Source organism: Longimicrobiaceae bacterium (assembly GCA_035936415.1).
Taxonomy (GTDB): Bacteria; Gemmatimonadota; Gemmatimonadetes; order Longimicrobiales; family Longimicrobiaceae; genus JAFAYN01.
On the sequence record DASYWD010000388.1, the window covers coordinates 1 to 25,481 of the forward strand.

Below are 25,481 nucleotides of genomic sequence, written 5' to 3' on the forward strand. Positions count from 1 at the left end.
GCTCCTGCCGGCGCAGCGCCTCGGCCACGTCGCGGCGGGGGCGCCCCTCCAGCCGCCGCACCAGCCGGCAGCACCGGTCCAGCAGCCGCACCACGCCCTCGGTGCGGGGGAGGTAGTCCACCACCACCTCGCCGCCGCGCACCGGGGCGAAGGGGTCCACCTGGGTGCGGCGCAGCATCAGATCCCCAGCCCGAGCTGCCGGTCCGGCCCGCCCCGCAGCCCCCGGCCGCGCCGCTGCGAGGCGTAGAACTCGTGCGTCCCCGCCGAGACGATCTCGAAGAGCGAGGCCACCGAGTCGCCCTGGCGGCGGAGCAGCCGGCCCAGCCGCTGCGCGAACTGGCGGGGGCTCCCGCGGGTGCTGTCGCCCAGGACGACGCCCAGCTTGGCGGAGGGGACGTCCCATCCCTCGTCCAGCACCCGCACGCTCGCCACCGCGCGCACCGCCCCCGCGGCCACGGCGTCCAGCACCGCCTTGCGCTCGGAGGCCGGGGTCTCGGAGGTGACGATGGGGACGGCCAGGCGGCGCGACACCGCCTCGGCGGCCTCGGCGCTCCCGCAAAAGAGCACGGCGGTCTCGGCGGGGAAGAGGCGGAGGATGCGCTCCGCCTCGCGCAGCTTGGGCGCGGAGCCGGCGACGATCCGCTCGCGCTCGCGCCAGGCGCGGAAGGCGCGCCGCGCGGCCGGGGAGCGGCGGGTGTCCGCCATGAACCAGGGCCAGAACTCGCGCGCGGGCGTGTCCGCCCACCCGCGCGCGGCCACGTACGCCTCGTACGCCTCCGTGCGGCGGCGGTACGCCTCGGCCTCCTCGGGGGCGAGCGGGACGAAGCGCCGCTCCAGCGCGAAGCCGGCCAGCTCCGCCTCGCTCATCTCCCCCACCGCCCGCCGGTACACCACCGGGCCCACCAGCCGCCGCAGCTCCGCGTCGCGCCCGTCCGGGTAGGTGGCCGTGAGCCCCAGCCGGCGCGCCGCCGGGGCGATGCGCAGCGCGTCGTGCCACGCCTTGGCCTCGCCCCCGGCGGTGTCCGCCAGGTGGTGCGCCTCGTCCAGCACCAGCAGGTCGAAGCGCTCGCCCCAGCGCTCCAGCAGCGCGAAGGCGGAGTGGTAGGTGGTGACGGTGACGGGCCGCACCTCCTTTTCCGCGGCGTAGAAGGCCCCCACCCGCTCCGCCCCGAAGGCGTCCGCGAGCTGCGAGAACCACTGCCCCACCAGGGCCTGCGTGGGCGCCACCACGCAGGCGCCCCGCCCCCCGGCGGCCACGGCCAGGAGCGCCACCAGCGTCTTCCCTGCGCCGGTGGGGAGCACCACCGTCCCCCGCCCCCCCGCCGCCTCCCAGCGCTTCAGCGCCTCGCGCTGGTACTCCCGCGGCTCGCGCGGGTCCAGCAGCGGCGCGTCCAGCGCCTCCGCCCCGCGCCCGCCCTCCGCGATGCCGCGCTCCTCCGCCCAGGCGCGCAGCTCCGGGAGCCGGCTCCCCGGCGCGACGTACGCGTCCGCCCGCGCATCGTACACCATCCACGCGGGCGGACGCTCCCGCACCCTCCGCAGCACCGCCAGCCCGTTCCGGTACCGGATCTCCGGACGGGGCTGCGGCGTGTCGGGCGGCTGGCTCACGTCATCGGGCTCAGGCATTTCACTCCCGCACTTTCGCACTCACGCACTCACGCACTCCTCACCGCACCAGGTGAAACCGCTCCTGCCGCTCCAGGACCCAGCGGCGCGTCCCGTCGGCATCCAGCCAGGCCTCCTCCTCCTGCGCCATGCGCACCCGCTGGCCGCCCCACTCGGGGACGGGCGTGGTGGCCTGCAGCTCGATGGAGTACCAGGTGTTGGGGCGGAGCGGCGGGTCGCCCCAGCCGGCGACGCCCTCCTGCCGGTCCCAGAGGCCGATGATGGCGCCCGCGCCGTGGCCGTGGTCGCCGATGGGGTGCGTGTAGATGGTGCCGTCGATCCCCGCCGCACGCATCCGCTCGCGCGCGCGGCGCAGCACCTCGTTGCCGCTGCGGCCGGGGACCATCTCCTCCAGGAGCAGGTCCTGCAGCCGGTTGGAGTTGCGGAGCGGCGTACAGGCCGGCGGGGCGTCGGTCTCGCCCTCGCGCAGCACGTACCCCATGTGCTGGGTGTCGGTGTGCAGCCCCAGCGCCACGATCCCGAAGTCGGTGTGCAGCACGTCGCCGCGCCGGATCACCGGGTCGGCGGAGTCGCCCATCTCCACGCCGCGCCGCTGCACCGTCACCGAGGGCTGGAACCAGCTCCCCAGCCCCAGGTCGTTCACCCTCTGCCGCATCCACCACACCACGTCGGAGGTGCGGGTGGTCCCCGGGGTGATCACGCGCTCCGAGAACGCCTCGGCGATGATGGAGTGGGCGAGCTTCTGCATCTCCACGTACGCGGGCATCATCTCCGGGATGCGCTCGGCCAGGTAGTCCAGCGCCAGGAGCTCGCGCCGCACCACCCGCTCGCGGTACCGCTCCGGGAGCGCGGCGCTCAGCTGTTCCCACTCCCCCGCGGTGAGCCCGTCCGAGAAGGCGTGCGCATGCGAGATGTTCACGGCGATGGTCCGCGGGTCGCACGCTTCCACCAGGGGCGGGAGGAGCTTCCACTGCTCGGGGCCGTACGGCTCGGCGGCGCGCTGCTGCACGCCGGCCGAGCCCACCGCGGCGTCGGGGTCGCGCACCACGCGGTACAGCCCGCCCTGCGCCGTCCCGCCGATGGCGATCCGCTCCACCCCGCGCTCCGGGCCGCGGTCGCAGAACACGTAGATGGTGCGGCGGCGGGCGGCCATGGTGGTGGGCGACACCAGCGCGCGGAAGACGGGGTCCTCGTTGTACTCGCGCATGGGGACGATCCACATCCCCACGCCCTGCTCACGCATCAGCCGGGGGAGGACGCGCTCTAGGCGGAGGCGGAGCCACTCCTGCCGCGTCTGGGCCTGCTCGCGCAGGGTGCCGAAGGGGCGCTCCTGCGCCGCGGCGGGGGCGGCCAGGAGCAGGGCGAGGAGGGCAAGGGTGGTGCGCTTCATGGGACCGGGGCTCGGATGGGGCGGAAGAGGGCGCGTTCGCCGTCACGCGGAGTCTACGGCGGCGCGCGCGCCGGGGGCAAGGCGCGGCCCACCGTTTGCGCGCCCCCGCGGAGCATCGCCTCCATCCCCCCTTCGCCTCCGGCAGCCATGAAGAGCAAGCGCACACGCCCCGACCCGGATCCCGGCCCGCGCCTCGTCCCCGTCCGCGACGAGCTGGCCGACGCCGTGCACGCCCTGGGCGCCACCGCGACCTTCCTGTCGCTGGCGGTGCTCTTCGGCCCCGACGCTTTGGAACAGGAATGGGAGTTCCGGGAGGGAGGGCGCGAGCTGGCCCGCGGCGTGGTGCTCCGCGCCTTCCACGGCGGCGACGCCCCCTCCGCCGCGGAGCTGCGGGAGTCCGCGTCCGCCCAGCGGGAGGCGATCCGGGAGCTGGCGGAGGGCCCCGCCGCGGCGCTCCTTCCGGCCGCGCTGGAGGACGTGCCGACGGAGGTGCTGGCCGAAGCCGGCGCCCTGCTGCGGGAGGCGGGGCTGGAGCACATGGAGCTGGACGTGATGCTCGCGACGCAGGACGAGCAGGGGCTGGTCCTCGCCGGCGTCCCCGTGACCCCGGCGCAGGCGCACGTCTGGCTCCTGGAGCCGCTGTACGAGCGGCTGGAGGCCTGGGTGGAGGGCGACGACCTGCTCACCCTGGAGCGCGCGGCTGCGCGGTGGTACTTCGAGCGGTGGACCCCGGCCGGACGGCAGCGGGACCACGAGTTCGCCCGCGGGGTGCGAGAGCAGGAGTTCGCGCTCGTGGACCGCCCCTTCCTGGGGCTGGGCGACCGCACCCTCCTGGAATTCCTGTACGAGGACGAGGAGATGGAGGAGTTCCCCGCGAGGCAGCGGGCCATGGCATACGGGCTCCTGGGGTCGGTGGCGGGGGTGTGGGAGGTGCGGGAGCGAAAGGGGGAGGAGGCGACGTTCGCCTCGCCGCTGGACGGCGCCACGCTCCGGGTGTGCGAGCACGCCCCGGACACGCACTACGGGGCGGGCGCCCTCGCCCTGGGGCGGCTGATCCCCCGCGGCGACGGCTCCTGGCTGCGCTCCCCGGGGATGGTCGTGCTCGCGGAGTCGGACCCGGACCGGCCGGCCGCCCTGGCCCGCGCGCTCCGGGAGATGGGGGACGCCCTCCCGGACGCCCTCAAGGTGGAGGCGATGATCACGAGGCTGGTCTCGTCCACGAAGCTCCCGCGAAAGGTCCGCCCCGCGCCGGGGAAGGAGGAGGCGGCGGAGGCCCTGCAGATGCTCCCGCCCCTCCTGCTGGAGGCGGGGATCGCCCGCGAGGTCGGCGCGGACGAGCTCCCGCCGGAGGTGGACCGATCGCAGCTCCCGGAGGGGCCATTCTACGACTACGAGGTGGACGTGGCGATGGCGGAGTGGATCGGCGCGCTGAACGAGCAGGCCCTCGGGGGGGCGTCCGGGGGCGGCGCGAAGGCGAAGAAGACGGGCGGGAAGCCGCGGAAGAAGCGCTGACGGAACGGTGCGTGCGGGGGCACGCAGGACGCCCCTCAGTGTAGGGTGAAGGGGGCCGGGCGCGAGCGGCCGGCCCGCGAGGGGAGCTCGACGCTCCCGGAACGTCTCACGGCGAGGAGGACATCATCGCAGCCAGACCCGAAACGACGCGCGTGAACAACCAGATCCGCATCTCCCCGGTCCGCCTGATCGGCGCGGACGGCGAGCAGGTGGGGATCGTCGCCCTGGACCAGGCCCGGGAGGCCGCCCGCTCGGCGGGGCTCGACCTGGTGGAGGTCGCGGCCACGGCCCGCCCGCCGGTGGTGCGGGTGATGGACTGGGGGAAGCACCAGTACGAGCAGCAGAAGGCGGCCCGCGAGGCACGCAAGCGCCAGCACACGGTGGACGTGAAGGAGGTGAAGTTCCGCCCCCTCACCGACACGCACGACTTCGACGTCAAGGTCCGCAACGCCCGTCGCTTCCTGGAGAAGGGGAAGAAGGTGAAGGTGACCGTCCGCTACCGGGGCCGCGAGATGCGCCGGCCGGAGCTGGGTCGGAAGGTGCTGGACGACGTCAGCGAGGCGCTGGGCGACGTCGCCGAGGTGGAGAACCGGAGCGACCGGTTCGAGGCGCGGCAGCTCTTCATGACGCTGGCGCCGGCGCGGGAGTAGGCGCGCGGAGGGCCCGCACGCGCGAAGGGGCGCGCACCCGCGGCGGGTGCGCGCCCCTTCGGCTTCAACCGGTCCGGGGTGTGTCTAGTCGCTCGGGCGCTGCTGCACCAGGCCGGTGCCCCGGTAGGCGTTCCGGCCGGTGCCGAGCACCTTGCGGGAGTACCCGTTCTCCGGGTCGCGCCCACGGCGCAGGGAGCGGTCCACGGCGCCCTCGCCGCGGTTGTAGGCCAAAAGCGCCAGGCGCACGTCGCCGTCGTAGCGGTCGATCAGGCCGCGCAGGTAGCGGAAGCCCACGCGGAGGTTGGCGCGGGGCTCCATGATGGCCTCGGCGGTGCGCATCCGCCGGTCCAGGCCGCGCGCGGTGCCGGGCATGAGCTGGGTGAGGCCCAGGGCGCCGGCGTGGCTGCGGGCGCGGGGGTGGAAGCGGCTCTCCACGCGCACCAGGCGGAAGGCCAGCTCGGGGTCGATCCCCTGGGCGCGGGCCTCTTCGTGGATCATCCGGGCCAGCTCGTCGGAGATGGCGTACTGCCTCGCATAAACGAAGGACCCGATCTCCAGCTCGCGGAAGCGGCGTGCTTCCTCGCGGAGTCGGGCCCAGAACTCACGCCCGAAGGGGGCGTGCTCGCCGAGCTGCGGCGTCTCGGGGGCGGGTAGGCGGGTACTGTCCCCCTGCTGCCCGGTGGCGGGCGACACCCAGGCGCAGAGGGCGAACAGCGCCCAGAGCGCGGGGCGTCGCAGGACGCCCCCGGATGCCATGCTGCCGACGTTCAGAGCTGCTGTGCTCAACGGTTTCCTCCGTTTTTATGGTCCGGGGGACCGGTTGAAGCGGCGCAGTCTAAAGGGGAGGGCGGAGGGCGGCAAGGCCTAACTTTGGAATTCCAGGCGCAGGATGGCGGGAATCGCGCTTTGCTGCAGGTCAGGTCGGGTCGTCAGTGTAGCCGCTGGAGGGAGGGGTTTCCAGGGCGAGGAGGGCTTCCAGCTCGACGAGGTGCGCCTGGTCCTTGGGGCGCCCGGTAGCGCGCTTCGCCGCGACCAGCGCAGGGAGCGAAAGGACCCGGAACCAGACGTCCTCCCACTGGACCGGCTCGCTGGCGTCCAGGCACTCCGGGTATCCGCCCACTCCGGGCACGTGGTCGAGGAGGTCAAGGTCTCCCTCGCGCGTGCGCAGGGTGAGAAAGGGCGTGTCGCGCAGCGTCCGCGCGTCCAGCATGAAGGGAAGGTCGGCAGGCGCGCCCCGGAGGTGGGCCCCCCAGTCCTGGAGCAGTGCGGCCAGGGCGGCTCGGTTCTCGCCGGCCGTGTCGTAACAGACGTCCAGGTCCTGCGTCACGTGAGGCGAGCCGTGTACGGTCCCCGCCACCCCGCCGACGACCACATGGCGGACTCCGGCGTCCTGGAGCCCCCGCAGCATGCTGTAGAAGCTCACCGACGGGGCGGCCTCCGGATTCCGCGAATGAAGGCGGCGTTCGCGTCGAGCGCGTTCAGGCGCTCGGCGACGGTGCGCTGCAGATTGCTCCGGAGCAGCGAGATGTCGATCCCATACGCGAGTGCCCGCTGGATGGGGTCGGAGGGTGAGGCGCTGTGGAGCGCCGAGGCATCCTCGCGGGCTGGCACGCCCTCATCGTCGGCCGGACCGGGACGCCCCGCAGCCGCTCCGGAGGCTCCTCCAGAGTGTCGTGGGGATACGGGTTGGCGGGCGGGGTCCTGGCTCACGAGGGTCACAGCGAGAGCGTGGAAGGACGATGTGCCTCTACAAATTCAAAACTAGTGGCTGACGGCGGCAGACGCACCCTGCGGGTGGAAGCGGGAGCGGTCCGGAAGCAGAATCGAGCGGCGCGATCACAGGCTGATCAGCTCTGGTGGGCCCTCCTGCGAGGAATAATGGGGACTGGCCGAGGGTGGAGGGGAGCACCGGCGCGGCCGAGGGCTGGTCGAGCGGATCCAGGGGCGGGCGAACGCGCGGCTCGCCACGAACGAGACGCGCGGGGCGCGTAGTGCCGCCGCGTGGTCCGCGCGAGCCCGCCCTGGATCGCCTGGAACTAGCAGTATACCGCGCAGTGGTTGAAGCCGTACGGCAGGAACCAGCAGTGCCAGGCATCCTGGAACTGCCGGATGGTGGGCGAGGGGTTCCATCCACAGTTGCCGAGATAGACCTTACCATCGGCGATCTTGTACGCGATGGCCCAGTGGACGCCCCATGCCGGGCCGCCGATCCTTCCGAGATCGATCATCACCGGGACCGGCCGGTTCCAGTAGAGATAGCTCTCGAGGGTGCGGTAGAGGTTTTCCCAACCCCAGGAACCAAAGCCGGAGTGGCCGACCGACGCGTTGAGGCCATAGCTCCGGAGTGCGTTCTGTATGCGCCCCCCGGTCGTACCCCAGCCGAACACCACGTCGGGCCCGTAGCCGCCGCGGATGACGGCGTCGATCGCTTCGCCGTCGTTCCAGTACCATCGCCCGTTGGTCCCGTCGTGCTGGCGACGGGCCAGGCCGTAGGGGTTACGCCCCCAGTAGTCCGCAATGGTCGCGATGGCGGCCGATCCGCAGGTGTTCCAGTCGACACCCGGGCGATGGTTCGAGTAGGAGTGTAAGTAGTTGATCATTACCTGTCCTCCTCGGTCTTGGGGTGCGGGCTCCCGTGTTCGCGCGGTTCCTTCTGGTCCTTCGGCGGGTCGGGAGGTGATTTCCCCTTGTCCCCTTCCTTTGCCTTGGGCTGCTTTTCTGCCCACTTCTTGAACTCGGGATCCGTGTTCGGCGGCATGGGCTTGGTTTTCGCCATCCTGTCCTTGTCGCCATCCGGCTGCTGGTCACCCTTGGCGGGCTTTGGATCGTTGCTGTGGCCGGACATGGCATTCTCCTCGCCGTATAGGATGGCCGGATGAGCGAACCGGAGGTGGTGGACGGCCGGGAGAGAGATGGAGGGTCCGGGTGACGGCGGCCAGACCGTCCTCCGGCTCGACCCGCGACAGCGCACGCGACTGGGCAGGTTCGCTCGGAGATGACGACTGGGTGTGGCGCTGGAGCTCCCGGATCGTTCAGCCTGCCTCACGATTCGGCAGTGCAAATCTACGATAATATGCGGCCAAATCGCGGATAAGCTTTCTGAAGCCGCGCCCTGGCCCGGGCCCGCCCGGTGGGCTCCGTCCGGCGCTCGTGCAGCCCTGCCCTACAGCGCGGCGCGGGCTTCGGGCGTCGAGACCCGCAACAGCTCACGCGTCAACGGCCCGAGCCAGCGCGTCTGCTCACGGGTCTGGCGCCAGGGCTCCGGCCGCCCGTCCACCGAGTAGGCGTACCGCACGCCGTCATCCTCCCCGCGGAACACCTCCAGCCGTCTCACCCCGCTCGTATCGGTCTCTTCGACGACGAAGCGAGCGCCTTTCGAGAGCTCCACGATCTCCGTCCCATCCGCCGAGAACCGGATCCGCCCCTGCGTCTCCAGACGGATGCGGCCCTGGAGCTGCTCCTGGCTCTGCCAGAAGGGGCCGTGCGCCCACACCACCATACGCGGCTCGTCGACCGCCCCGGTGCTGTAGACGATCGTCCCGTCAGCCTCCACGGTGACGGTCGCCTCCAGCGTTTCCGCCGGCTGCACAGCCTCCGCCCCCTCCGCCGCCGCATTCGCCGGCGCCTCCACCTCCGCCCCGCCCTCGTCCTGCACGTGTACCGCCGCGTCCGACCCGACGGTTCGCACGGACACCCCCGGCGCACATGCGACCGCCAGGGTGGCGAGCCCGCCGGCGAGCCCCGCCCACACCCGGCTCCGGGGGCGATCCGTGACCGCACTGGGGGCCAGGAGCCGGTCCACGCGGCGGGTGAGCGGACCCGATCCGGCCATGCGCGCCATTGCGAGCGCCTGGGGCGGAGCCGCGCTCCAGCTGGCGATCTCGGCGATGCAGCGGGCGAGCTCCAGTCCCCCCACCTGCCGCGCCGCCCAGTCGTCGCACAGGAGCTCGGCGCCCTCCTGGATCTCCCGCCGGGCCAGGCGGAGCAGCGGCTGGAAGAACAGGACGCGCTCGATCACGGCCAGGCAGGTGAACCACCACGGATCCCGCCGGAGCAGGTGGGCCAGCTCGTGCGCGAGGACGCTCCGCTGCTGCTCCCTGTCCAGCCGGCGGAGCGCACGGGCGGGGAGACAGATCTCCCGGGTGCCCATCGCGAAGGGCGTCCGGAGCCGGTCCGTCGTCGTGAGCCGCACGGTGCGCCTGACACCCGATTGCCGGCACAGGTCGCTGAGCATCGCCCGGAGCGACGGGTCCGCGACCGGGGACCGCGACCGCAGCAGCCGCCTCAGGCGGACGCGTGCCCGGACCATCGCGGCGAGCCCCAGCCCCGCCCCCAGCGCCCACGCCGCGAGGAACCACACGGTCCACCGGACCCGGACCCGACCGTCCGCACCCGTGCTGGCCGACGCCGGCTCCCCGTCCAGGTGGACCTGGAGCCGGTATCCGCGCGGGAGCGCGAGCCGCGGGCCGGATCCGTCCGGCACGCCCGCGGCGGCGGGGGAACCGGGCTCCGGCGACAGCGCCACTCCCCGGCTGCCCTCGCCCCCTCCGGACAGGCTCCCCGCCGCAACCGTCGCCGGGGGCCCTGCCCCGGGCGCCCACGCGGCGGCGGTCTGGATCGTGGCGGTCAGGATCCCACCCACCACGGCCACCTTCCACAGCGTGTCGCGGACCGCCCAGGAGCCGACTCCCCGGGAGGTGAGCAGCCAGAGCCCGCCCAGGAGCAGGGTGCTGTGGACCAGGTAGGTGAGCGCCCACCCGAGCAGGAGGGCCGGGATCCCGCCGGCCGCCGCCAGTTGTTCAGCGATCATTATTCCCTCGCCTCGCGCTCCTGGCGCTCGATCAGTGCCTTGACCTGCGCCAGGTCCTGTGGATCCACCCGCCGCGTGCCGAGGAAGTGCGCCAGCATCGCCGCGGCGCTCCCCCCGAACAGGCGGTCCACGACCCCCTCCACCATCGTCTCCCGGACCGCGTCCCGGGACACGATCGGCCGGTAGAAGAACTGGCGGCCCTCCACCCGGTGGTCGATCAGGCCCCGCTTCTCCAGGCGCGAGAGCAGCGTGGCCACGGTCGAGTGCGCAAGGCCGCGCTCGGCCCGGATCGCCTCCTGGACCTCGAGCACGGTGGCCTCGCCGCGCGACCAGAGGACCTCCATCACCTCCAGCTGCAGCTCCGTCAGCTCCGGCGCTTCATCCATTCGCTCCCCCTCAGTCGACCCGGCATTCCGCGGCCCCCCGGACGGACGTCCGCCGCCCGGCAAACAGTGCGCGCAAGTTCCGGGCCGGTTCTACAATCGTAATATTACGGGCGTAGTATTTGCGGAGACCCTCGCCCACGGTCCCGGCCCGTGCTCGCTCCACGTCCACGCCGACCCAGAGGGGAACCATGAGGCTCTTCCAACCCGATCCACGCCGCCCGAGGACGCTCGGTGCCGTCTTCGTCATCACCATCGTGATGGCCACCCTCCTGACCGCCTTCTTCCACACGCAGGTGGTCCGGGGAAAGCAGTACACCGTCCGCTCCGAGTCGAACCGGCTCCGCCCCGTGGTGATCCCCGCGCCGCGCGGCACCATCCACGACCGGAACGGGGAGGTCGTCGCCACCAGCACCACCCGCTACTCCGTGTCCCTCCTCCCCGCCCCGGCCGAGGCCATCCGGCAGACGCTGGTGGACCTGGCCCCCTTCCTGGGGCTCGCCGCCGGTGACGTGGAGGCGCTCATGGACCGGCGCGGCGCTCGCCCCCACGACCTGCTCACCGTAACCGACGACGCCACCTTCCCGCAGGCGGCGGCGCTCGAGGAGCGGCGCGCCGCCTTCGGGGGCGTGATGGTCGTGGAGCGGCCCCGGCGCCACTACCCGGCGGGCGCCGCGATCGGCCACGTCGTCGGCTACGTGGGCGAGATCACCCGGGAGGAGCTGGGGCGCAGTGCGTACCGGGGGGCGGGGTACAGGCAGGGGCGCATGGTCGGGAAGGCGGGGATCGAGAAGCAGTACGAGCTTCACCTCGGCGGGGAGGACGGCGCCCGCTTCGTGGAGGTGGACGCCATGGGGCGGGTGGTGGATCCCCGCGCCTCCGTGGGCGCGCTCGCCCCGGAGCCCGGCGAGGAGCTGAGGCTCACGCTGGACCTGGGACTCCAGGAGTACGTCCACGACATCTTCCCCGACACCATGAAGGGGGCGGTCGTCGCCATGGTCCCTTCCACGGGGGAGATCCTGGCCCTGTACAGCCATCCCACCTTCGACCCCAACGACTTCGTGGACGGGATCCGGCCGTCGCTCTGGAGCGCGCTCCGGGACGACCCTATGAAGCCGCTCCTGGACCGCACCACCATCGCCACCTACCCGCCCGCCTCCACCTTCAAGACGGTGGTCGCGGCCATCGGGGTCCGGCGCGGACTGGTGACGGCGGACACGCGGATGCCCCTCGCGTGCACCGGCGGGATGGCGTATGCCGGCCGGTACGCCCGCTGCTGGAAGCGCTCCGGGCACGGCTCGCTCACCCTGGCGCAGGCCATCGAGAAGTCGTGCAACGTCTACTTCTACCAACTCGGCATCCGGCTGGGCCTCCGGGAGCTCACCGCGCAGGGCACCCGCATGGGCTTCGGCCGGAAGACGGGGATCGACCTCCCCGTCGAGCGGTCCGGGCGCTTTCCCACCGGCCCGGACTGGTACCGGAGGCACTTCGGCTACGTGGCTCCGTCGGAGGTGATGAGCCTCGCCATCGGGCAGGGGCCCAACGACCAGACGGTGCTGCGGATGGCGCACTTCTACTCCGCCATCGCCGGGAACGGCTCCGCGCCCGGGCCGCACCTGGTCGCCACGGGCGGCGGGGAGGAGGACGAGGGGGCGCTCGACCTGGGGCTGACCGCCGGGGAGCTGCGGGAGGTCTGGGCGGGGCTGGAGCTGGTGACGCGCGCCGGGGGGACGGGTGTGGAAGCCTCGCTCGAGCGGTGGCAGATCTACGGGAAGACCGGCACCGCCCAGAACCCTCCCCATCCGGACCACGGCTGGTTCGTGGGCTTTTCGGGGAAGCCCGGCCGCAGCCCGGAGATCGTGGTCGCGGCGATCGTGGAGCACGGGCTCCACGGCGACGACGTCGCCACGCTCGCGGCGAAGGCGATCAACTTCTACCTGGACCGGAAGTACGGGCACCCTTTCGATCCCCGGCCCACGCTGGTGGAGCGCTGGAGCAGCGGGCGAAAGCCCTGGGGCGCGATGGACCGGTATCCCGCCCCGCTGGTCCCCGGGACGGCCGTCTCCCCGCCGACTGACGAGGCGTAGCGGAACCAGGCCGATGTGTAGGGTACCCCTATTGCGTTCTGCGCACACGGGTCCGAGATCTCGCCCGGAAGCCCCGGAGCCAGATCGGGCCACGGACCGAGCCGGAGTCACTGCCATGCGCGTCATCATCACCCTCGCCGTGTCCTTCGCCCTCCTCTCCATGGGGTGCGCGCACTCTCCCCCGCCCGCCGTCCAGGATGCGGCTGCCGGGGAGGTGCCGCGCGAAGGCTATCTGCCGGGGGCGGCCGGGGCGAGGATCTTCTACCGCGTCCTCGGGAACGGACCCGACACGATCGTGGCGGTCCACGGCGGGCCGGGTGCGGGGATGAACGCGATCCTCTCCGAGCTGGAGCCCCTGGCCGAGAACCACACCGTCATCTTCTACGACCAGCGTGGCGGAGGCCGCTCGGAGCTGCCGCAGGACACGTCCCTCCTGGCGATGCGCTACTTCGTGGACGACCTGGAGGCCCTGCGGCGCTTCTTCGGACTCGAGCGGATGAGCATCATCGCCCACTCCTTCGGCCCGGTGCTGGTGGCGCACTACGCCCGGGAGCACCCCGAGCGCATCGAGCGCATGGTCTTTTTCGGGGCATCGGCTCCCGAACGGGCCATGGGAGAGACGATGGCCCGCGCCCGCAGCATCCCGCAGGACAGCGCCCTGCTGGAGCGGCAGCGACGTCTGGTGCCGAAGTTCGAGCGGATCGACACGGTAGCCGATCCGGTGGCGTTCTGCAGGGATCTGGAAGCCATCATCCGGGAGAGCGCGGTCAGGCGGGGCGAGCCGACCCGGTGGACGGGCACCACCTGCGCGATGCCCCCCGAGGCCGTCCGGTACTACTTCCGCTACACGGCCCGGCTCCCGTCCGGCCCCTTCGGCGACTGGGACTTCACGCGGTCGCTGAGGCACGTCCAGGCGCCGCTCCTGGTGATCTACGGGGCTCTCGCCCAGGAAGACCTCGAGGCACAGCGCGCGTGGGCCGCGGCCGTGCCTGACGGGCGGCTGCTCCTGATCCCGGGTGCGGGGAAGGGGTCGTCTGCCGATCGCCCGGACATCTTCTTCCCCGCGGTGGAAAGCTTCCTGGCCGGGCGCTGGCCCGCGGGCGCGGAGCCCGTCGGGCCGGACGATCCAGCCGGGTGAGCTGCGCCCGCGGTGCGGCCAGGGGCTACCAGTCCGTGGGCCGGTAGTCCTTGAGGAAGTGCCCCCACAGGTGCTCGCCGGTGTTGAACCCAGAGATGATCGGATCGACGATCCGGGCCGCGCCGTCCACGATGTCCAGCGGCGGGTGGAAGCGGTGCTCGGCCACCTTGCGGGCCGCGTGCTCCGCCGGGTCCTCGTCCGTCACCCAGCCCGTGTCCACGCTGTTCATGTGGATCCCGGCCGCGTGGTAGTCGCTCGCCGAGGTGCGCGTCATCATGTTGAGCGCGGCCTTGGCCATGTTGGTGTGCGGGTGCCGGGCCGTCTTGAAGCGGCGGTAGAACTGCCCCTCCACCGCGGAGACGTTGACGACGTGCTTGTCGCGCTCCGGGGTGCGCTGCATCAGCTCCTTGAGGCGCGCGTTGATGATGAAGGGCGCGATGGCGTTCACCAGGTGCACCTCCAGCAGCTCCACCGAGGGCACCTCGGCCATCATCAGGCGCCACGAGTTCCGCTCCCGCAGGTCCACCTGCTGGAGGTCCTGGTCCAGCCGTCCCGCCGGGAAGAGCTCCTGGGGCACGGCGAGCTCCTCCGGCAGCAGCGGCACCTGCGAGAGCTGCGCCGCGTGCGTCAGCCCCACCGCCTCCGCGCTGCGGCGAGCGTCCGCCGCGGCTCCGCCCGTCCCCAGGAGCGGGCCGGCGGGCGCGTCGTAGCTCCCCAGGAGCCGGCGCACCTCCCCCGGGAGCGAGTGCAGCGCCGCGGTCTCCCCCTCCATCATGTGCCGGTAGAAGTCGGGCGGGCGCCGGACCGTCTGACAGGCGTTGTTGATGATGAAGTCGAGACGCTCGCGGGTGTCGAGCAGCTCCCGGCAGAACGCCTCCACGCTGGGCGTGTGGCGCAGGTCGAGCCCGTAGACGGTCAGGCGATGGCCCCACTCGGCGAAGTCCGGCTCCTGCGCGTAGCGCGCCGCGGAGTCGCGCGGGAAGCGGGTGGTGACGATCAGCTCCGCCCCGGCGCGCAGCAGCTTGATCCCCGCTTGGTAGCCGATCTTCACCCGGCCCCCGGTCAGCAGGGCCACGCGGCCCCGCAGGTCGGTCGTCTCCGTGCGCTTGTGGTAGTTCAGCTCCGCGCACGGGGGGCAGAGCTGGTCGTAGAAGTGGTGGAGGGCGGAGTAGTCCCGCTTGCAGACGTAGCAGTTCTGCGGCTCCAGCGCCTCCCGGAAGTCCTCCTCGCCCGTGACGTCCTGCTGCTCGAAGTCCGCCGGCGCGAAGAGCCGGGGCGTGGTGAAGACGGGCTGCTCGCGCAGCTTGCGGATCCCCGTCTCCGTCAGCACCTCTTCGGCGCGGCGCGCCCTCTCGGCCCGGCGCTCGCGGCGGGTCGCCAGCTGCAGCCGGCGCCGGTCCAGCGCGTCCGGGCGCGACACCTGGCCGGCGGCCTTGAGCAGGCGCAGCCGGTCCTCGGGGCTCGCCTCCGCGAGCAGCGCCCGGTCGGCGGCGATGGCTTCGAGGAGGTCGGCGGCGGCGCGGATCCGCTCGGTCAGCGGGGAAGCGTTCTCGTTCTGGGAATCCGGTCTGCGGGCGGGGCTCGTGGACATCGGCGCTCGGTGAGGTGGACAGGGTGCGCGCCTGCTAACCGGCGCTCGCACCCCCTTTTAGGCCGCACGGCCGAGAAAGTGCCGCATCCGCGGCGGTCCGGAGCCTTTACCAGAACCTGCCGGGCCCTCCTGCCGAGGAGTGCCTCACCCGATCCGCAGCGTGTTGGAAACGATGAAGAGGACGAGCAGCCCGATCGCGAACGCGGCCACGGCGGCGTGAACCCGTCGGTTCGCTGTCCAGGCGAGAGTGATGGAGATCAGAAGGAAGGCCGCATGGAAGATCCGACCGGGGCCGAGGAAGGGATGACCCCGCAGGACCGCGGTCGCGACGATCAGACAGACGAGGAGTACGCCCAGCAGAAAGAACCACGTGCGGTGCTCGAAGTAGTGCGCCCGCATGTCCACCAGACCTTCCGCCTCCACGTCGGGGAGCACCGATGCCGCCGCCAGGTACAGGACGACAGGGCTCAGGAGGAGGAAGGCGAAGCCGAAGAAGTTCTGCCACACCTCGGCCTGGGTGGCCGTGTAGGAACTCCACCAGTACTGGACGATCAGGAGGAAGATGAAGGCGGCCCAGGCGACGGGCAGCCAATCAAAGCGCACGCGCTTTCGGGCGTGGACGAGCCGGTGGACGCTCGTGAGCAGGTCCGCGAGGCCGAGGCTGAGGATCATGGAGATGAAGACGAGCAGGTGCTCGGTGACGCTCATGGGAAAGCAGGGGTGAGGGGGGAGGGCACAAGCTACCGGGAGGGTTTCCCGCGGACAAGCATCCACGGAGAACGGGTCTTGTGAAAGGCTCCTGTACCGGATCCGCGGGAGGGCGAAACTGTGCGCCCGTTAGCCGGCGGCGGTCCAGGTCCGGCCTCCGCGGCGTGACAGCGCCCCCCCGTCCTCCCCATATTGCCCCGTGACCAGATCACCGGCCGCCCACCCACGGGAGTCCCTCCAGCCGCACAGCCCATGATTCCGCGCGCGCTTCCCCTGACCGCCCTCGCCTCCGTCCTGTCCGTGGCCGCCCCCGCGCAGGAGCGGCCGGCGCTCTCACCACAGGAGCGGCGGATCGCCGCGCACGTGGAAGCGCACCGGGCGGAGGCCGTCGAGCTGCTCGAGCGGACCGTGAACCTCAACAGCGGAACGCTGAACTCCGAGGGTATGCGGGCGGTGTACGACGTCCTCGCGCCCGAGCTGCAGCGGCTGGGCTTTGCGGTCCGGTACGCCGCGCTCCCCGCGGAGATGGGCCGGGGCGGCCACCTGGTCGCCACGCTCCGCCCGCGGGACGGCCGGGTCCGGGGGAAGAAGCTGCTGCTGATCGGGCACCTCGACACCGTCTTCGAGCGGGACAGCCCCTTCCAGCGCTTCGAACGGCTGAACGACAGCATCGCGAAGGGGCCGGGGGTGGCGGACATGAAGGGCGGCAACGTCGTGATCGTCCAGGCGCTGAAGGCGCTGGCGAGCGCGGGCGCGCTGGAGGGGGCTCACATAACGGTCGTGATGACGGGCGACGAGGAGGCTCCGGGGAGGCCGCTGGAGGCGGCGCGCGCCGTGCTCCTGGAGGCGGGGAGGGAGGCGGACATGGCGCTCGGGTTCGAGGGCGGCTCGCGCGACGGCGACGGCACGGCGCGCGCCGTGGTCGCCCGCCGCAGCTCCAGCAGCTGGAGGCTCGACGTGCACGCCCGGCCCGCGCACTCGTCCGGGATCTTCAGCGGCTCCGTGGGCGCGGGGGCCATCAACGAGGCCTCGCGCATCCTCGACCGCTTCTACGGCGAGATCCGGGGCGAGGAGAACCTGACGTTCAACGTCGGCATGATCCTGGGCGGCACCGACGTGGCGTACGACCAGCAGGAGGCGCGGGGCACCGCCTTCGGCAAGACCAACGTGGTTCCCGAGACGGTGGTCGCCACCGGCGACATCCGCACCCTCACCGACGAGCAGCTCCAGCGCACGCGCGAGCGGATGCGCCACATCGTGGCGGTCGGGCTGCCGCATACCCGGGCGGAGATCGCCTTCGAGGACGGCTACCCGTCCATGCCGCCGACCCCGGCCAACTACGAGCTCCTGCGGCTCTACAGCAACGTCAGCGAGGGGCTCGGGCTCGGCCCGGTGCTCCCGTTCGACCCCGCCCGGCGCGGCGCGGCGGACGTGTCGTTCGTCGCGGCCCACGTCGACGCGGCCATGGACGGGCTGGGCGTCTACGGCTCCGGCTCGCACACCGTGGAGGAGACCGTGGAGCTGGCCTCCCTGCCGCTCCAGACCAAGCGCGCGGCCCTCCTGATCCACCGGCTCACCCGGTAGGCGCCGACGCCGGGCCGGAGCGGAGGGTCAGCGCCCCCCCGGTGCGGGCCCTCCCCAGGTGAACGCGGTCGTCCCCGCCGTCCAGCCGCACTGTCGTGACTGGTTCTGCTGGTCCAGCCACGCCTTGAGCGGGGCGAAGTAGTCCAGGAGCGCGGTCGCGTCCATCCGGGGCTCGCCGGTGAGCGCCTCCAGCGCCTCGGGCCAGGGGCGGCTCTTCCCCATCTGCATCATGGCCTGGAGCCGCTCCCCCGCCTCGCGGTTCCCGTAGATCGAGCAGCGGTGCAGCGGGCCCTCGAACCCGGCCTCGCGGCAGAGCGCCCGCTGGAACTGGTACTGGAGGATGCGGGCGAGGAAGTAGCGGGCGTACGGCGTGTTCGCGGGGACGTGGTACTTGGCGCCCGGGTCGAACTCCGCCTCCGTGCGCTCCACCGGCGCCCGCACGCCCTGGTACTTCTCCCGCAGCTCCCACCAGCCCCGGTTGTACTCCTCCGGGGAGATCTCCCCCGAGAACACCTTCCACCTCCACTGGTCCACCAGGAGCCCGAAGGGGAGGAAGGCCACCTTGTCCAGCGCGTCCCGGAGCAGCAGGTCGATGTCCTGCGACGGGCCCGGCTCCCGGTCGACGAGGCCGATCTGCTTGAGGTACGCGGGCGTGACGGAGAGCGCCACCACGTCGCCCAGCGCCTCGTGGAAGCCGTCGTTGGCGCTGCCGCGGTAGAGCGGAGGCTGGACGGCGTAGGCCCGCTGGTAGAAGTTGTGCCCCAGCTCGTGGTGGATGGTCTGGAAGTCCTCCGCGTTCACGTCGATGCACATCTTGATGCGGAGGTCGTCCCGGTCGTCGATGTTCCACGCGCTGGCGTGGCAGACCACCTCCCGGTCGCGCGGCTTGGTGAAGAGGGAGCGGTCCCAGAAGGTGGCGGGGAGGGTGTCGAACCCCAGCGAGGTGAAGAACCCCTCCGCCTGGCGGACCATCCGGAGCGGCGTGTACCCCTTCGCCTTCAGCCGCTCCGTGAGGTCGTACGCAGCCTCCACCCGGGGCGGCGCCACCAGCGGGTACACGTTCCCCCACTCCTGCGCCCACATGTTCCCCAGGAGGTGCGCGGGGATGGGCTCACCCGGGGGCACCACCTCGCTGCCGTAGTGGTCCGCGAGCCTCGCCCGCACGTGGCAGTGGAGGGCGTCGTAGAGCGGCCGGACCTGCTCCCACAGTCGGTCCAGCTCCGCCGCGAACGCGTCCGGGGGCATGTCGTACTGCGAGCGCCACATGGCGCCCACGTCGGGGAAGCCCAGCTCCCGCGCCCCCTCGTTCATCAGCTCCACGAAGCGGCGGTAGTCGTCCCGCATGGGCGGGGCGATGGTCCGCCACCCCGTCCACGCCTCCCGCAGCTTCTGCGGGTCGCGGCTGTTGGCCATGATCTCGGAGAGCGCCTCGACGTCCAGGCACTCGCCGCCCCCCGGGGGGCAGTACTTCCCCCTCCCGTAGGCGCTCCGGAGCCCGGACGCGGTGCGGGAAAGCTCGGCCGTCTTATCCGCATCGCTCGGCGAGGGCATGGAGAGGGCGAGCCGCAGGAGCATGAGCTTGCGGTCGACGTCGTAGGGGAGCTCCAGCTCGCTGTAGCGGGCCGCCTGCTTCGCCAGCGGGGTGCGCGCGGCGAGGAGCTGCCGGTTGGCCTCGGCGGCGAGGAGGTCCGTGTCGTGGGTGATGTTCGTGGCCTGGACCCAGGCGGCCCGCGACGACCTGACCCCCAGCTCGTACAGGAGCGCCTCGGCGGAGTCCACGAACGCCGCCGCCTCGGCCGCGGTCGGGGCGGCGCGGGCCGGCTGCGGGGCCCCGGCCGGCGGGGGCACGGCCGGCGTACAGCCGGCCGCGAGCAGCAGCACGGCGGGGAGCAGCAGGAAAGCTCGACCCATGGCTCGACCTCGGTTCAGCGTGGACAGACCGGTCCCCGGCGCGGGAAGGGGCGCCCGGTCCGTTTCGCTGGCGCAGGGAGCATGCCGGGCCACAAAATGAGAACCGCCCCGGGACCCCGGGGCGGCTCAGGTGAGACGTCAGCGGCCGGCACGGCCTCCTACTTCTCCTCCGCCACCCAGCGCTCGATCTTCTCCCGCAGCACGGGAAGGGTCACCGCGCCCTCCTCGAGCACCCGGTCGTGGAAGCTGCGGATGTCGAACGCCTCGCCCTGGGCGCGCTCGGCCATCTCCCGCAGCCGCCGGATCTCCAGGTTGCCGAGCATGTAGGCGGTCGCCTGCCCGGGTACCGCGATGTAGCGGTCGACCTCCGCCGCGGCCCGCGCGGGCGACTCCGCGGTGTGTGCCAGGAGGTAGTCGATCGCCTGCTGGCGGCTCCAGCCGAGCTGGTGCATCCCGGCATCCACGACCAGCCGCGCGGCGCGCAGCGCCTCGTTGGAGAGGAGCCCCATGCGGTCCAGGTCGGAGGAGAAGAGACCCATCTCGTCCGCGAGCCGCTCGCTGTACAGCCCCCACCCCTCGCTGAAGCCCGAGGTGCCGAAGTAGCGGGTGATCGGGTGCGCCTCGGTGCGCTCCTTCGCGATGGCGATCTGCAGGTGGTGCCCCGGATAGGTCTCGTGGAAGGCGGTCGACTCCAGCCCCGCCCGGCTCTGCTTCTCCGGCTGGTAGGTGTTGATCAGGTAGATGGCGGGGCGGCTGCCGTCGTCCGGGGCCCCGCTGTACTGTCCGCCGGGCGCCGACTTCTCCTGGAAGGGCGGATACGGCTGGATGACGACCGGGGCCTTCGGGACGATGCCGAACCACTGCGGCACGGCGGCCTTGGCGCGGTCCACCGCGGCCTGGGCGTAGTCGATCATCTCCTGGCGCGAGCGGAAGGTGTACTGCGGATCGCTCTTCAGCCGCTCCAGAAGCGCGGGTACGTCGCCCGTGCCGAAGCTGCGCTGGGCGATCTCCTTCATCTCCGCCTGGATCTTCGACATCTCCCCCAGCCCCGTCTGGTGGATCTCCCGGGCCGGGACGTCCAGCGAGGTGTGGAAGCGGACCGCCGCCCGGTAGCACGCGTCTCCGCCGGGGTTTGCGGCGACCGCGATGTCGGTGCGGGCGGCCGGCAGGTACTCGTTCGCCAGGAAGTCGCGGTAGCGCCGGATGGCGGGGCGAATCTCCGCCTCCGCCACGCGCTCCAGCGCCTTGGCGAACTCGGGGGTGGAGTCACGCCGGGCGGGGCTGTAGAAGGGGAGGTCGGCGGTGGGAGTCGCCAGCAGCGCGTCCATCTGCTCGATCACGCTCCGGACGCCGCTCTTCGGCGCCGTGTACCCCAGCCGGAGCCCCTCGCGCAGGTTCGCGACCTCGGTGTCCAGGAAGGCGGGGAGCGCGCCGAATCGCTGCAGCGCCTTCTGCCGGAGCTCCGGAGTCCCCACCGGCTGCACGCTGGAGAGGAAGGCGAAGCCCGCCTGCCACCCCGTGTAGGTGGGGCTCACCGCCCAGAGCTCGCCCCGACAGGCGCGCAGTCCGACCCGCGACTCCAGAGCCTCGCGCAGGAAGGCGTACGTCAGGTAGTCCGGGGTGCCGGTCAGCGGGGTGGGATCGATCGCCCGCACCCGGGTGAGCCAGGCGTCTTCCCGCTCCTGCCACCCCCGCAGGGCCTCGAGGGAGTTGTCCGGCAGCCGTCCGTGCTCCGCCTCGGGCCACCCCGCCGTCGTCGCGGCGGTGGGATTCCGGACGAAGTGCTCGCGGACGTATTCGTCGGCGAGGGCGCGAACCCGCGAGGCGGTCTCCTCCCGGGGAGCGGAGGCGGCCGCCATCACCTCCGTGGGGGCGGCGGGCGGGGTTCGAGGGGCGCACGCCCCCAGCAGCAGGGGAAGGATCGTCCAGCGGATCGGTCGGGTCATCGCCTCCCTCCTCGGGTAAACGTTCGGATTCGAAGAATGGGTGGAACCCCCTGTCGGCGCGAGCCCACGGCCCCTCCTACCGCGGCGCCCCCTCCACCAGCTCCCGGTAGAACTCCAGCGTCTGTTCCGCGATCGCGGCCCAGCTGAACCGCGCCAGCACCCGCGCCCGCGCCGCCTCCCCCATCCTCGCCCGCCGCCCGGGGTCCTCCATCAGCTCGTTGACCGCCGCCGCCAGCGCGCGCGAGAACGCCTCCGGGTCGCGCGGCTCCGCCGACCCGCCGGCCTTCTCCTCGAACGCCACGAGCAGCCCCGTCTCCCCCGGGACGACGATCTCCGGAATCCCGCCCACCGCCGAAGCCACGACCGGCGTCTCGCACGCCATGGCCTCCAGGTTGATGATCCCGAACGGCTCGTACACCGAGGGACAGACGAACACCGCCGCGTGCGAGTAGAGGGCGATGACGTCCTCTCGGGCGATCATCTCCGGGATCCACACGATCGCCGCCGACGCCTCGCGCCGGGCCTCCTCCACCAGCCCCGCCATCTCCGCGCCGATCTCCTCCGTGTCCGGCGCCCCGGCGCAGAGCACCACCTGCACCCCCGGCTCCAGGTGCCGGATGGCGCGCACCAGGTGCAGGATCCCCTTCTGCCGGGTGATCCGCCCCACGAACAGGACGATGGGCACGTCCGGGTCCACCCCCAGCCGGCGAAGCGTCGCCGGGTCGGGGCGGGGGCGGTACTCCTCCGGGTCGATCCCGTTGTGGATCACGCGCACCCGCTCCGCCGGCACGCCGTAAAGCGCCTGCACGTCGCGGTTCATCGCCTCCGAGACCGCCACCACCCCGTCCGCGTTCCCGTACGCCGTCCGCTCCACCCAGGAGGATGCGTGGTAGGCGGTGCCCAGCTGCTCCACCTTCCAGGGGCGGTGCGGCTCCAGCGAGTGCGTGGTGAGCACCAGCCGCGCGCCGGTGAGATGTCGGGCCAGGCACCCCGCCAGGTGCGAGTACCAGGTGTGGCAGTGCACCACGTCCGGCGCCTCCGCCGCGCCCGCCATGGCCAGGTTGCGCGCCAGCGCGTCCAGCAGCCGCGCGTGCCGGGGGTCCTGCGCCGGGACGGGAGGCGCCGGGGGAATCCCGTGCACGTGCAGGCTCCCCCGGTCCTCGCGCTGCTCGCCGAAGGCGAAGACGTCCACCCGGTGGGCGCCGCCGTCCAGCCGGGCCAGCTCGCGCGACAGGTACTCCACGTGCACCCCGGCCCCACCGTAGACGTGGGGCGGGTATTCGTTCGAGAAGAGGGCGATGCGCATGGCGTCAGACGACCGTGCCGTCGGGGATCTCCGCGTTCTTGCCGATCACCACGATCCCGTCCCGGATGTAGAAGCCCGGCCCCTCGCCGTCCTGCGTCCCGTCCTTGTTGGTGATGACGCAGTCCTTCCCGACGGAGGCGTTGCGGTCCACGATGGCGCACTCGATCCGGGTCCCCGCCCCGATCCCCGGGCTGGCGGGGCCCTGCACCGGGCTGCGCTCGTCGCCCGCGTCCCACGGGTAGTAGTCCGCGCCCATGATGACCGTGTTGCGGATCCGCGTCCCCGGTCCGAGGTAGGAGCGCACGCCGATCACGGCGTCCGTGATCTCGCTGTCCACGATCACGCTCCCCTCGGCGATGATGGCCCGCTCCACCGAGGTGCGGATCACCTTGGCCGGCGGCAGCATCCGGGCGTTGGTGTACAGCGGCCGCTCCGGGTCGTACAGGTTGAAGTCCGGGCGCGGCTGGGCCAGCATGATGTTGGTGTCGAAGAACGAGCGCACTGTGCCGATGTCGTTCCAGTAGTCCGTGAACGGGTACGCCACCACGTGGCACTCGTCGATCGACCCGGGGATGACCTGCTTCCCGAAGTCGTGGTCGTCGGGGTGCCCGTCCAGCACGTCGCGCAGCACCGCCGCGTTGAAGATGTAGATCCCCATGGAGGCCAGGTACACCCGCCCCGCCTCCTGCAGCTCCGCCGCGACCGGGCTCTCCTTCCCCTCCAGCTGGTCCAGCGGCGGCTTCTCGTGGAACTCGGTGATGCGGCACTGGTCGTTCATCTTCAGGATCCCGAACCCGGGGGCGTCCCGGGCCACCACCGGCGTGACCGCCACCGTGATGTCGGCGCCGTGCTTCACGTGGTGCTCCAGCATCACCCGGTAGTCCATGGAGTAGAGCTGGTCGCCCGAGAGGATGATGACGTGGTCGTGCGGGTAGTTGGCGATGTGCGCCATGGAGCGGCGGACCGCGTCGGCCGTGCCCTGGTACCACAGCTCGGACGAGGCGGTCTGCTCCGCCGCGAGCACGGTGACGAAGCCGCCGTGGAACCGGTCGAAGACGTACGCGCGGGCCACGTGGTTGTTGAGGCTCGCCGAGTTGTACTGCGTGAGCAGGAAGATGCGGTACAGCCCGGAGTTGATGCAGTTGGAGATGGGGACGTCCACCAGGCGGTACTTCCCCGCGAGCGGCACCGCCGGCTTGGCGCGGTCGCTGGTGAGCGGGAAGAGCCGGGTGCCCGCGCCACCTCCGAGAATGACGGCCAGCATCTGGGACATCGAACGTTGCGCTTGACAGGGTGAGGCGAGGCGAGCCGCCGCGCGGTCCGGAACGTAGGAAGCGCCGGATCCCCGCACCAGGGCCCACGCCCCGGTCCGGCGACCCGTGCCGCAGGATACGGACCCGTCGCGGGGAGCGGTCATGGAGCGGCTGCCGATGAGCCTGCTCCCGACCTTCCTGGTCCCGCTCACAGCGGCTCAGTCCCCTCGTTCAGGATCCCGAGGTACTCCTCGTAGGCGAACAGCCTCCCCCACTTGCGGCCGGTGATCTCGCGGACCATCCCGAGGTCCTCCAGCCGGCGCAGAGCTGCGTTTACGGTCGGCGGGGTCATCCCCAGCTCGTCCCCCGCGCGCGCGGCGCCCAGCAGCGGGTGGCGCCTCATCAACTCGTGTACCCGCAGCGTGGAACCGGCGGTGCGCCCCAGGGCCTCGACCCGGCGGCGATCGCGCTCGAACAGGTCCAGGATGCGCCGGGCCGTAGTGGTGGCCTGCTCCGCTGTCTCCGCCACGCCGGTCAGGAAGAACTCCAGCCACTCCTCCCAGTCGCCCTGGAGCCGCACCTCCTGGTCCACGCTGCATGGGGAAGGGCTTTTAAAGTGTACTTGAAAACCCCGGAGGGAAATTTAAATCTGTACGCACATAGTTTAAATTCTTGAAGGAGAAAACTACTCCGGGGCCTGCCAGCGCAGCACGAGGCCCGCCCCGGGCCACCCGGAGCGGGCCTCGTGGTGTGCATCGTCCACACCTCCCCGCCTCACCTCCCCAGCGCCGCCCTCCCGCTCCCCGCCTCCGCCTCGCGCGCGTCCGCCGGGAAGCGCCGCGCCACGGTCATGTGGTACACCGGCTGGCGCCGCTCCATCATCACCCGGAGCTTCCCCTCGGCGCGCATCTCCCCGATCACGCGGCCCAGCTCCGCCTGGAGGGCCTGGGCGTGCTGCCGCGCCGCCTCCTCCAGCACCACCGCCTCCACCACCCGGAACTGCGGCGTCAGCTCCGGCGCGTCCGGCACCTCGATGGTGAGCGCAGCGGCGGCCGGGGCCGAGTACCGCACGTGCGACACGTCCAGCGTGGTCCCGAACTCGTGCGCGCTCACCCCCTGCGACGCGTTGGAGTTCACGCTCCGCAGCTCCGCCTGCGTCTCCGGCGTCCGGAGCACCGACGTAACCTCCATCCGGTACGGCGGCAGCCCCAGGCTGTCCAGCCGCGCGTGGAAGCGGCGGCCCACCTCCACCAGCATCGCCCGCGTGTCCGGCGTCACGTAGGGGCGCGAGTGGTTCAGGTCGCGCACGATCCAGTAGCGGGTGCTGTCCTCCAGCTCCACCAGGCGCCCCCGCTGCACGAGCCGCTCGATCGCCTCGTCCCCCGAAGCGCGCACCCCCAGCCTCCGCGCCGTGGCGATCTGCTCCGCGTTCACGTCGCGCCGCAGCCCGGCGCGCTCCTCGCGCGTGAGCCCGCGCACCCCGGCGAAGCTCGCGCGGACGGAGTCGCCCCGCTCCAGGATCGCCGCCCGCACCGGCTCCAGCTCCCGGTCGGTCACCGGCCGCTCCGCCTGCCGCGGGGCCGCCG

At 72.3% G+C, this 25,481-nt stretch carries 22 protein-coding genes; 5 read left to right on the forward strand and 17 right to left on the reverse strand.

All coding sequences use genetic code 11. From position 1 onward, the window contains the following. Positions 1-177: 177 nt before the first annotated feature. Together VGR37_15610 and VGR37_15615 are read right to left on the reverse strand one after the other, a co-directional pair. Positions 178-1,626, reverse strand: a complete 1,449-nt coding sequence (locus VGR37_15610) for a DEAD/DEAH box helicase (protein HEV2148831.1) — start codon at positions 1,624-1,626, stop codon at positions 178-180. 40 nt (positions 1,627-1,666) lie between these two features. Then, the gene (locus VGR37_15615; protein HEV2148832.1) at positions 1,667-3,016 is read right to left on the reverse strand and encodes a M24 family metallopeptidase; all 1,350 of its coding nucleotides are present in this window, start codon (positions 3,014-3,016) and stop codon (positions 1,667-1,669) included. 147 nt (positions 3,017-3,163) lie between these two features. Between VGR37_15615 and VGR37_15620 the strand changes: the two genes are divergently transcribed. Both VGR37_15620 and infC read left to right on the forward strand, forming a co-directional pair. Beyond that, a complete protein-coding gene (locus VGR37_15620; GenBank protein HEV2148833.1) occupies positions 3,164-4,528 on the forward strand; it encodes a hypothetical protein in 1,365 nt (454 codons plus the stop codon). Between the two features lie 152 nt (positions 4,529-4,680). Next, entirely contained in the window at positions 4,681-5,178 is a 498-nt protein-coding gene (infC, locus tag VGR37_15625) for a translation initiation factor IF-3 (protein HEV2148834.1), read from the forward strand. Between the two features lie 84 nt (positions 5,179-5,262). On the opposite strand, the gene VGR37_15630 is transcribed toward infC, so the two are convergent. From VGR37_15630 to VGR37_15660, 7 genes are all read right to left on the reverse strand, one after another. Beyond that, positions 5,263-5,964: a lytic transglycosylase domain-containing protein gene (locus VGR37_15630; protein HEV2148835.1), complete on the reverse strand. Its 702-nt coding sequence runs from the start codon at positions 5,962-5,964 to the stop codon at positions 5,263-5,265. Positions 5,965-6,094: 130 nt separating this feature from the next. Beyond that, the gene (locus VGR37_15635) at positions 6,095-6,601 is read right to left on the reverse strand and encodes a hypothetical protein (GenBank protein HEV2148836.1); all 507 of its coding nucleotides are present in this window, start codon (positions 6,599-6,601) and stop codon (positions 6,095-6,097) included. Beyond that, entirely contained in the window at positions 6,598-6,789 is a 192-nt protein-coding gene (locus VGR37_15640; GenBank protein ID HEV2148837.1) for a hypothetical protein, read from the reverse strand. The genes VGR37_15635 and VGR37_15640 overlap by 4 nt, the downstream gene beginning before the upstream one ends. A 425-nt stretch (positions 6,790-7,214) precedes the next feature. Beyond that, positions 7,215-7,778, reverse strand: a complete 564-nt coding sequence (locus tag VGR37_15645) for a hypothetical protein (protein ID HEV2148838.1) — start codon at positions 7,776-7,778, stop codon at positions 7,215-7,217. Next, complete coding sequence (locus VGR37_15650; GenBank protein HEV2148839.1) at positions 7,778-8,023, reverse strand: hypothetical protein; 246 nt, start codon at positions 8,021-8,023, stop codon at positions 7,778-7,780. Before VGR37_15650 ends, VGR37_15645 begins: the two co-directional genes overlap by 1 nt. 318 nt (positions 8,024-8,341) lie before the next feature. Further along, entirely contained in the window at positions 8,342-9,988 is a 1,647-nt protein-coding gene (locus VGR37_15655; protein HEV2148840.1) for a M56 family metallopeptidase, read from the reverse strand. After that, complete coding sequence (locus VGR37_15660) at positions 9,988-10,374, reverse strand: BlaI/MecI/CopY family transcriptional regulator (GenBank protein ID HEV2148841.1); 387 nt, start codon at positions 10,372-10,374, stop codon at positions 9,988-9,990. The genes VGR37_15655 and VGR37_15660 overlap by 1 nt, the downstream gene beginning before the upstream one ends. A 188-nt stretch (positions 10,375-10,562) precedes the next feature. Between VGR37_15660 and mrdA the strand changes: the two genes are divergently transcribed. Next, positions 10,563-12,458, forward strand: a complete 1,896-nt coding sequence (mrdA, locus tag VGR37_15665; GenBank protein HEV2148842.1) for a penicillin-binding protein 2 — start codon at positions 10,563-10,565, stop codon at positions 12,456-12,458. Positions 12,459-12,573: 115 nt separating this feature from the next. Beyond that, complete coding sequence (locus VGR37_15670) at positions 12,574-13,596, forward strand: alpha/beta fold hydrolase (protein HEV2148843.1); 1,023 nt, start codon at positions 12,574-12,576, stop codon at positions 13,594-13,596. Positions 13,597-13,621: 25 nt separating this feature from the next. On the opposite strand, the gene VGR37_15675 is transcribed toward VGR37_15670, so the two are convergent. Both VGR37_15675 and VGR37_15680 read right to left on the reverse strand, forming a co-directional pair. Next, positions 13,622-15,187 carry an SDR family oxidoreductase gene (locus VGR37_15675; GenBank protein HEV2148844.1) on the reverse strand — a complete coding sequence of 522 codons (1,566 nt, stop codon included), beginning with the start codon at positions 15,185-15,187 and terminating at the stop codon, positions 13,622-13,624. A 144-nt stretch (positions 15,188-15,331) separates the two neighbouring features. After that, positions 15,332-15,895: a hypothetical protein gene (locus tag VGR37_15680; GenBank protein HEV2148845.1), complete on the reverse strand. Its 564-nt coding sequence runs from the start codon at positions 15,893-15,895 to the stop codon at positions 15,332-15,334. A gap of 252 nt (positions 15,896-16,147) precedes the next feature. On the opposite strand from VGR37_15680, the gene VGR37_15685 reads away from it, so the two are divergent. Further along, positions 16,148-17,479 carry a M20/M25/M40 family metallo-hydrolase gene (locus VGR37_15685; protein HEV2148846.1) on the forward strand — a complete coding sequence of 444 codons (1,332 nt, stop codon included), beginning with the start codon at positions 16,148-16,150 and terminating at the stop codon, positions 17,477-17,479. 27 nt (positions 17,480-17,506) lie between these two features. On the opposite strand, the gene VGR37_15690 is transcribed toward VGR37_15685, so the two are convergent. The 6 genes from VGR37_15690 to VGR37_15715 form a co-directional block, all read right to left on the reverse strand. Next, complete coding sequence (locus VGR37_15690; protein HEV2148847.1) at positions 17,507-19,390, reverse strand: M2 family metallopeptidase; 1,884 nt, start codon at positions 19,388-19,390, stop codon at positions 17,507-17,509. 158 nt (positions 19,391-19,548) lie between these two features. After that, positions 19,549-21,336 (reverse strand): DUF885 domain-containing protein, encoded by a 1,788-nt coding sequence (locus tag VGR37_15695; GenBank protein HEV2148848.1) that lies wholly within the window; start codon positions 21,334-21,336, stop codon positions 19,549-19,551. Between the two features lie 76 nt (positions 21,337-21,412). Next, entirely contained in the window at positions 21,413-22,642 is a 1,230-nt protein-coding gene (gene glgA, locus VGR37_15700) for a glycogen synthase (protein ID HEV2148849.1), read from the reverse strand. Positions 22,643-22,646: 4 nt separating this feature from the next. Beyond that, positions 22,647-23,915 (reverse strand): glucose-1-phosphate adenylyltransferase, encoded by a 1,269-nt coding sequence (locus VGR37_15705; GenBank protein ID HEV2148850.1) that lies wholly within the window; start codon positions 23,913-23,915, stop codon positions 22,647-22,649. Positions 23,916-24,103: 188 nt separating this feature from the next. Continuing rightward, positions 24,104-24,487, reverse strand: a complete 384-nt coding sequence (locus VGR37_15710) for a winged helix-turn-helix transcriptional regulator (protein ID HEV2148851.1) — start codon at positions 24,485-24,487, stop codon at positions 24,104-24,106. Positions 24,488-24,669: 182 nt separating this feature from the next. After that, the coding region (locus tag VGR37_15715) for a DUF5715 family protein (protein HEV2148852.1) at positions 24,670-25,481 on the reverse strand (812 nt) is incomplete at its 5' end.

Coding starts and splice junctions, on each gene's coding strand:
- VGR37_15675 (HEV2148844.1), bottom strand. CDS start 15,187: ATGTCCACGAGCCCCGCCCGCAGACCGGATTCCCAGAACGAGAACGCT.
- VGR37_15705 (HEV2148850.1), bottom strand. CDS start 23,915: ATGTCCCAGATGCTGGCCGTCATTCTCGGAGGTGGCGCGGGCACCCGG.
- glgA (HEV2148849.1), bottom strand. CDS start 22,642: ATGCGCATCGCCCTCTTCTCGAACGAATACCCGCCCCACGTCTACGGT.
- VGR37_15615 (HEV2148832.1), bottom strand. CDS start 3,016: ATGAAGCGCACCACCCTTGCCCTCCTCGCCCTGCTCCTGGCCGCCCCC.
- VGR37_15610 (HEV2148831.1), bottom strand. CDS start 1,626: ATGCCTGAGCCCGATGACGTGAGCCAGCCGCCCGACACGCCGCAGCCC.
- VGR37_15680 (HEV2148845.1), bottom strand. CDS start 15,895: ATGAGCGTCACCGAGCACCTGCTCGTCTTCATCTCCATGATCCTCAGC.
- VGR37_15690 (HEV2148847.1), bottom strand. CDS start 19,390: ATGGGTCGAGCTTTCCTGCTGCTCCCCGCCGTGCTGCTGCTCGCGGCC.
- VGR37_15655 (HEV2148840.1), bottom strand. CDS start 9,988: ATGATCGCTGAACAACTGGCGGCGGCCGGCGGGATCCCGGCCCTCCTG.
- VGR37_15670 (HEV2148843.1), top strand. CDS start 12,574: ATGCGCGTCATCATCACCCTCGCCGTGTCCTTCGCCCTCCTCTCCATG.
- VGR37_15695 (HEV2148848.1), bottom strand. CDS start 21,336: ATGACCCGACCGATCCGCTGGACGATCCTTCCCCTGCTGCTGGGGGCG.
- VGR37_15685 (HEV2148846.1), top strand. CDS start 16,148: ATGATTCCGCGCGCGCTTCCCCTGACCGCCCTCGCCTCCGTCCTGTCC.
- VGR37_15660 (HEV2148841.1), bottom strand. CDS start 10,374: ATGGATGAAGCGCCGGAGCTGACGGAGCTGCAGCTGGAGGTGATGGAG.
- VGR37_15620 (HEV2148833.1), top strand. CDS start 3,164: ATGAAGAGCAAGCGCACACGCCCCGACCCGGATCCCGGCCCGCGCCTC.
- mrdA (HEV2148842.1), top strand. CDS start 10,563: ATGAGGCTCTTCCAACCCGATCCACGCCGCCCGAGGACGCTCGGTGCC.
- VGR37_15645 (HEV2148838.1), bottom strand. CDS start 7,778: ATGATCAACTACTTACACTCCTACTCGAACCATCGCCCGGGTGTCGAC.
- VGR37_15650 (HEV2148839.1), bottom strand. CDS start 8,023: ATGTCCGGCCACAGCAACGATCCAAAGCCCGCCAAGGGTGACCAGCAG.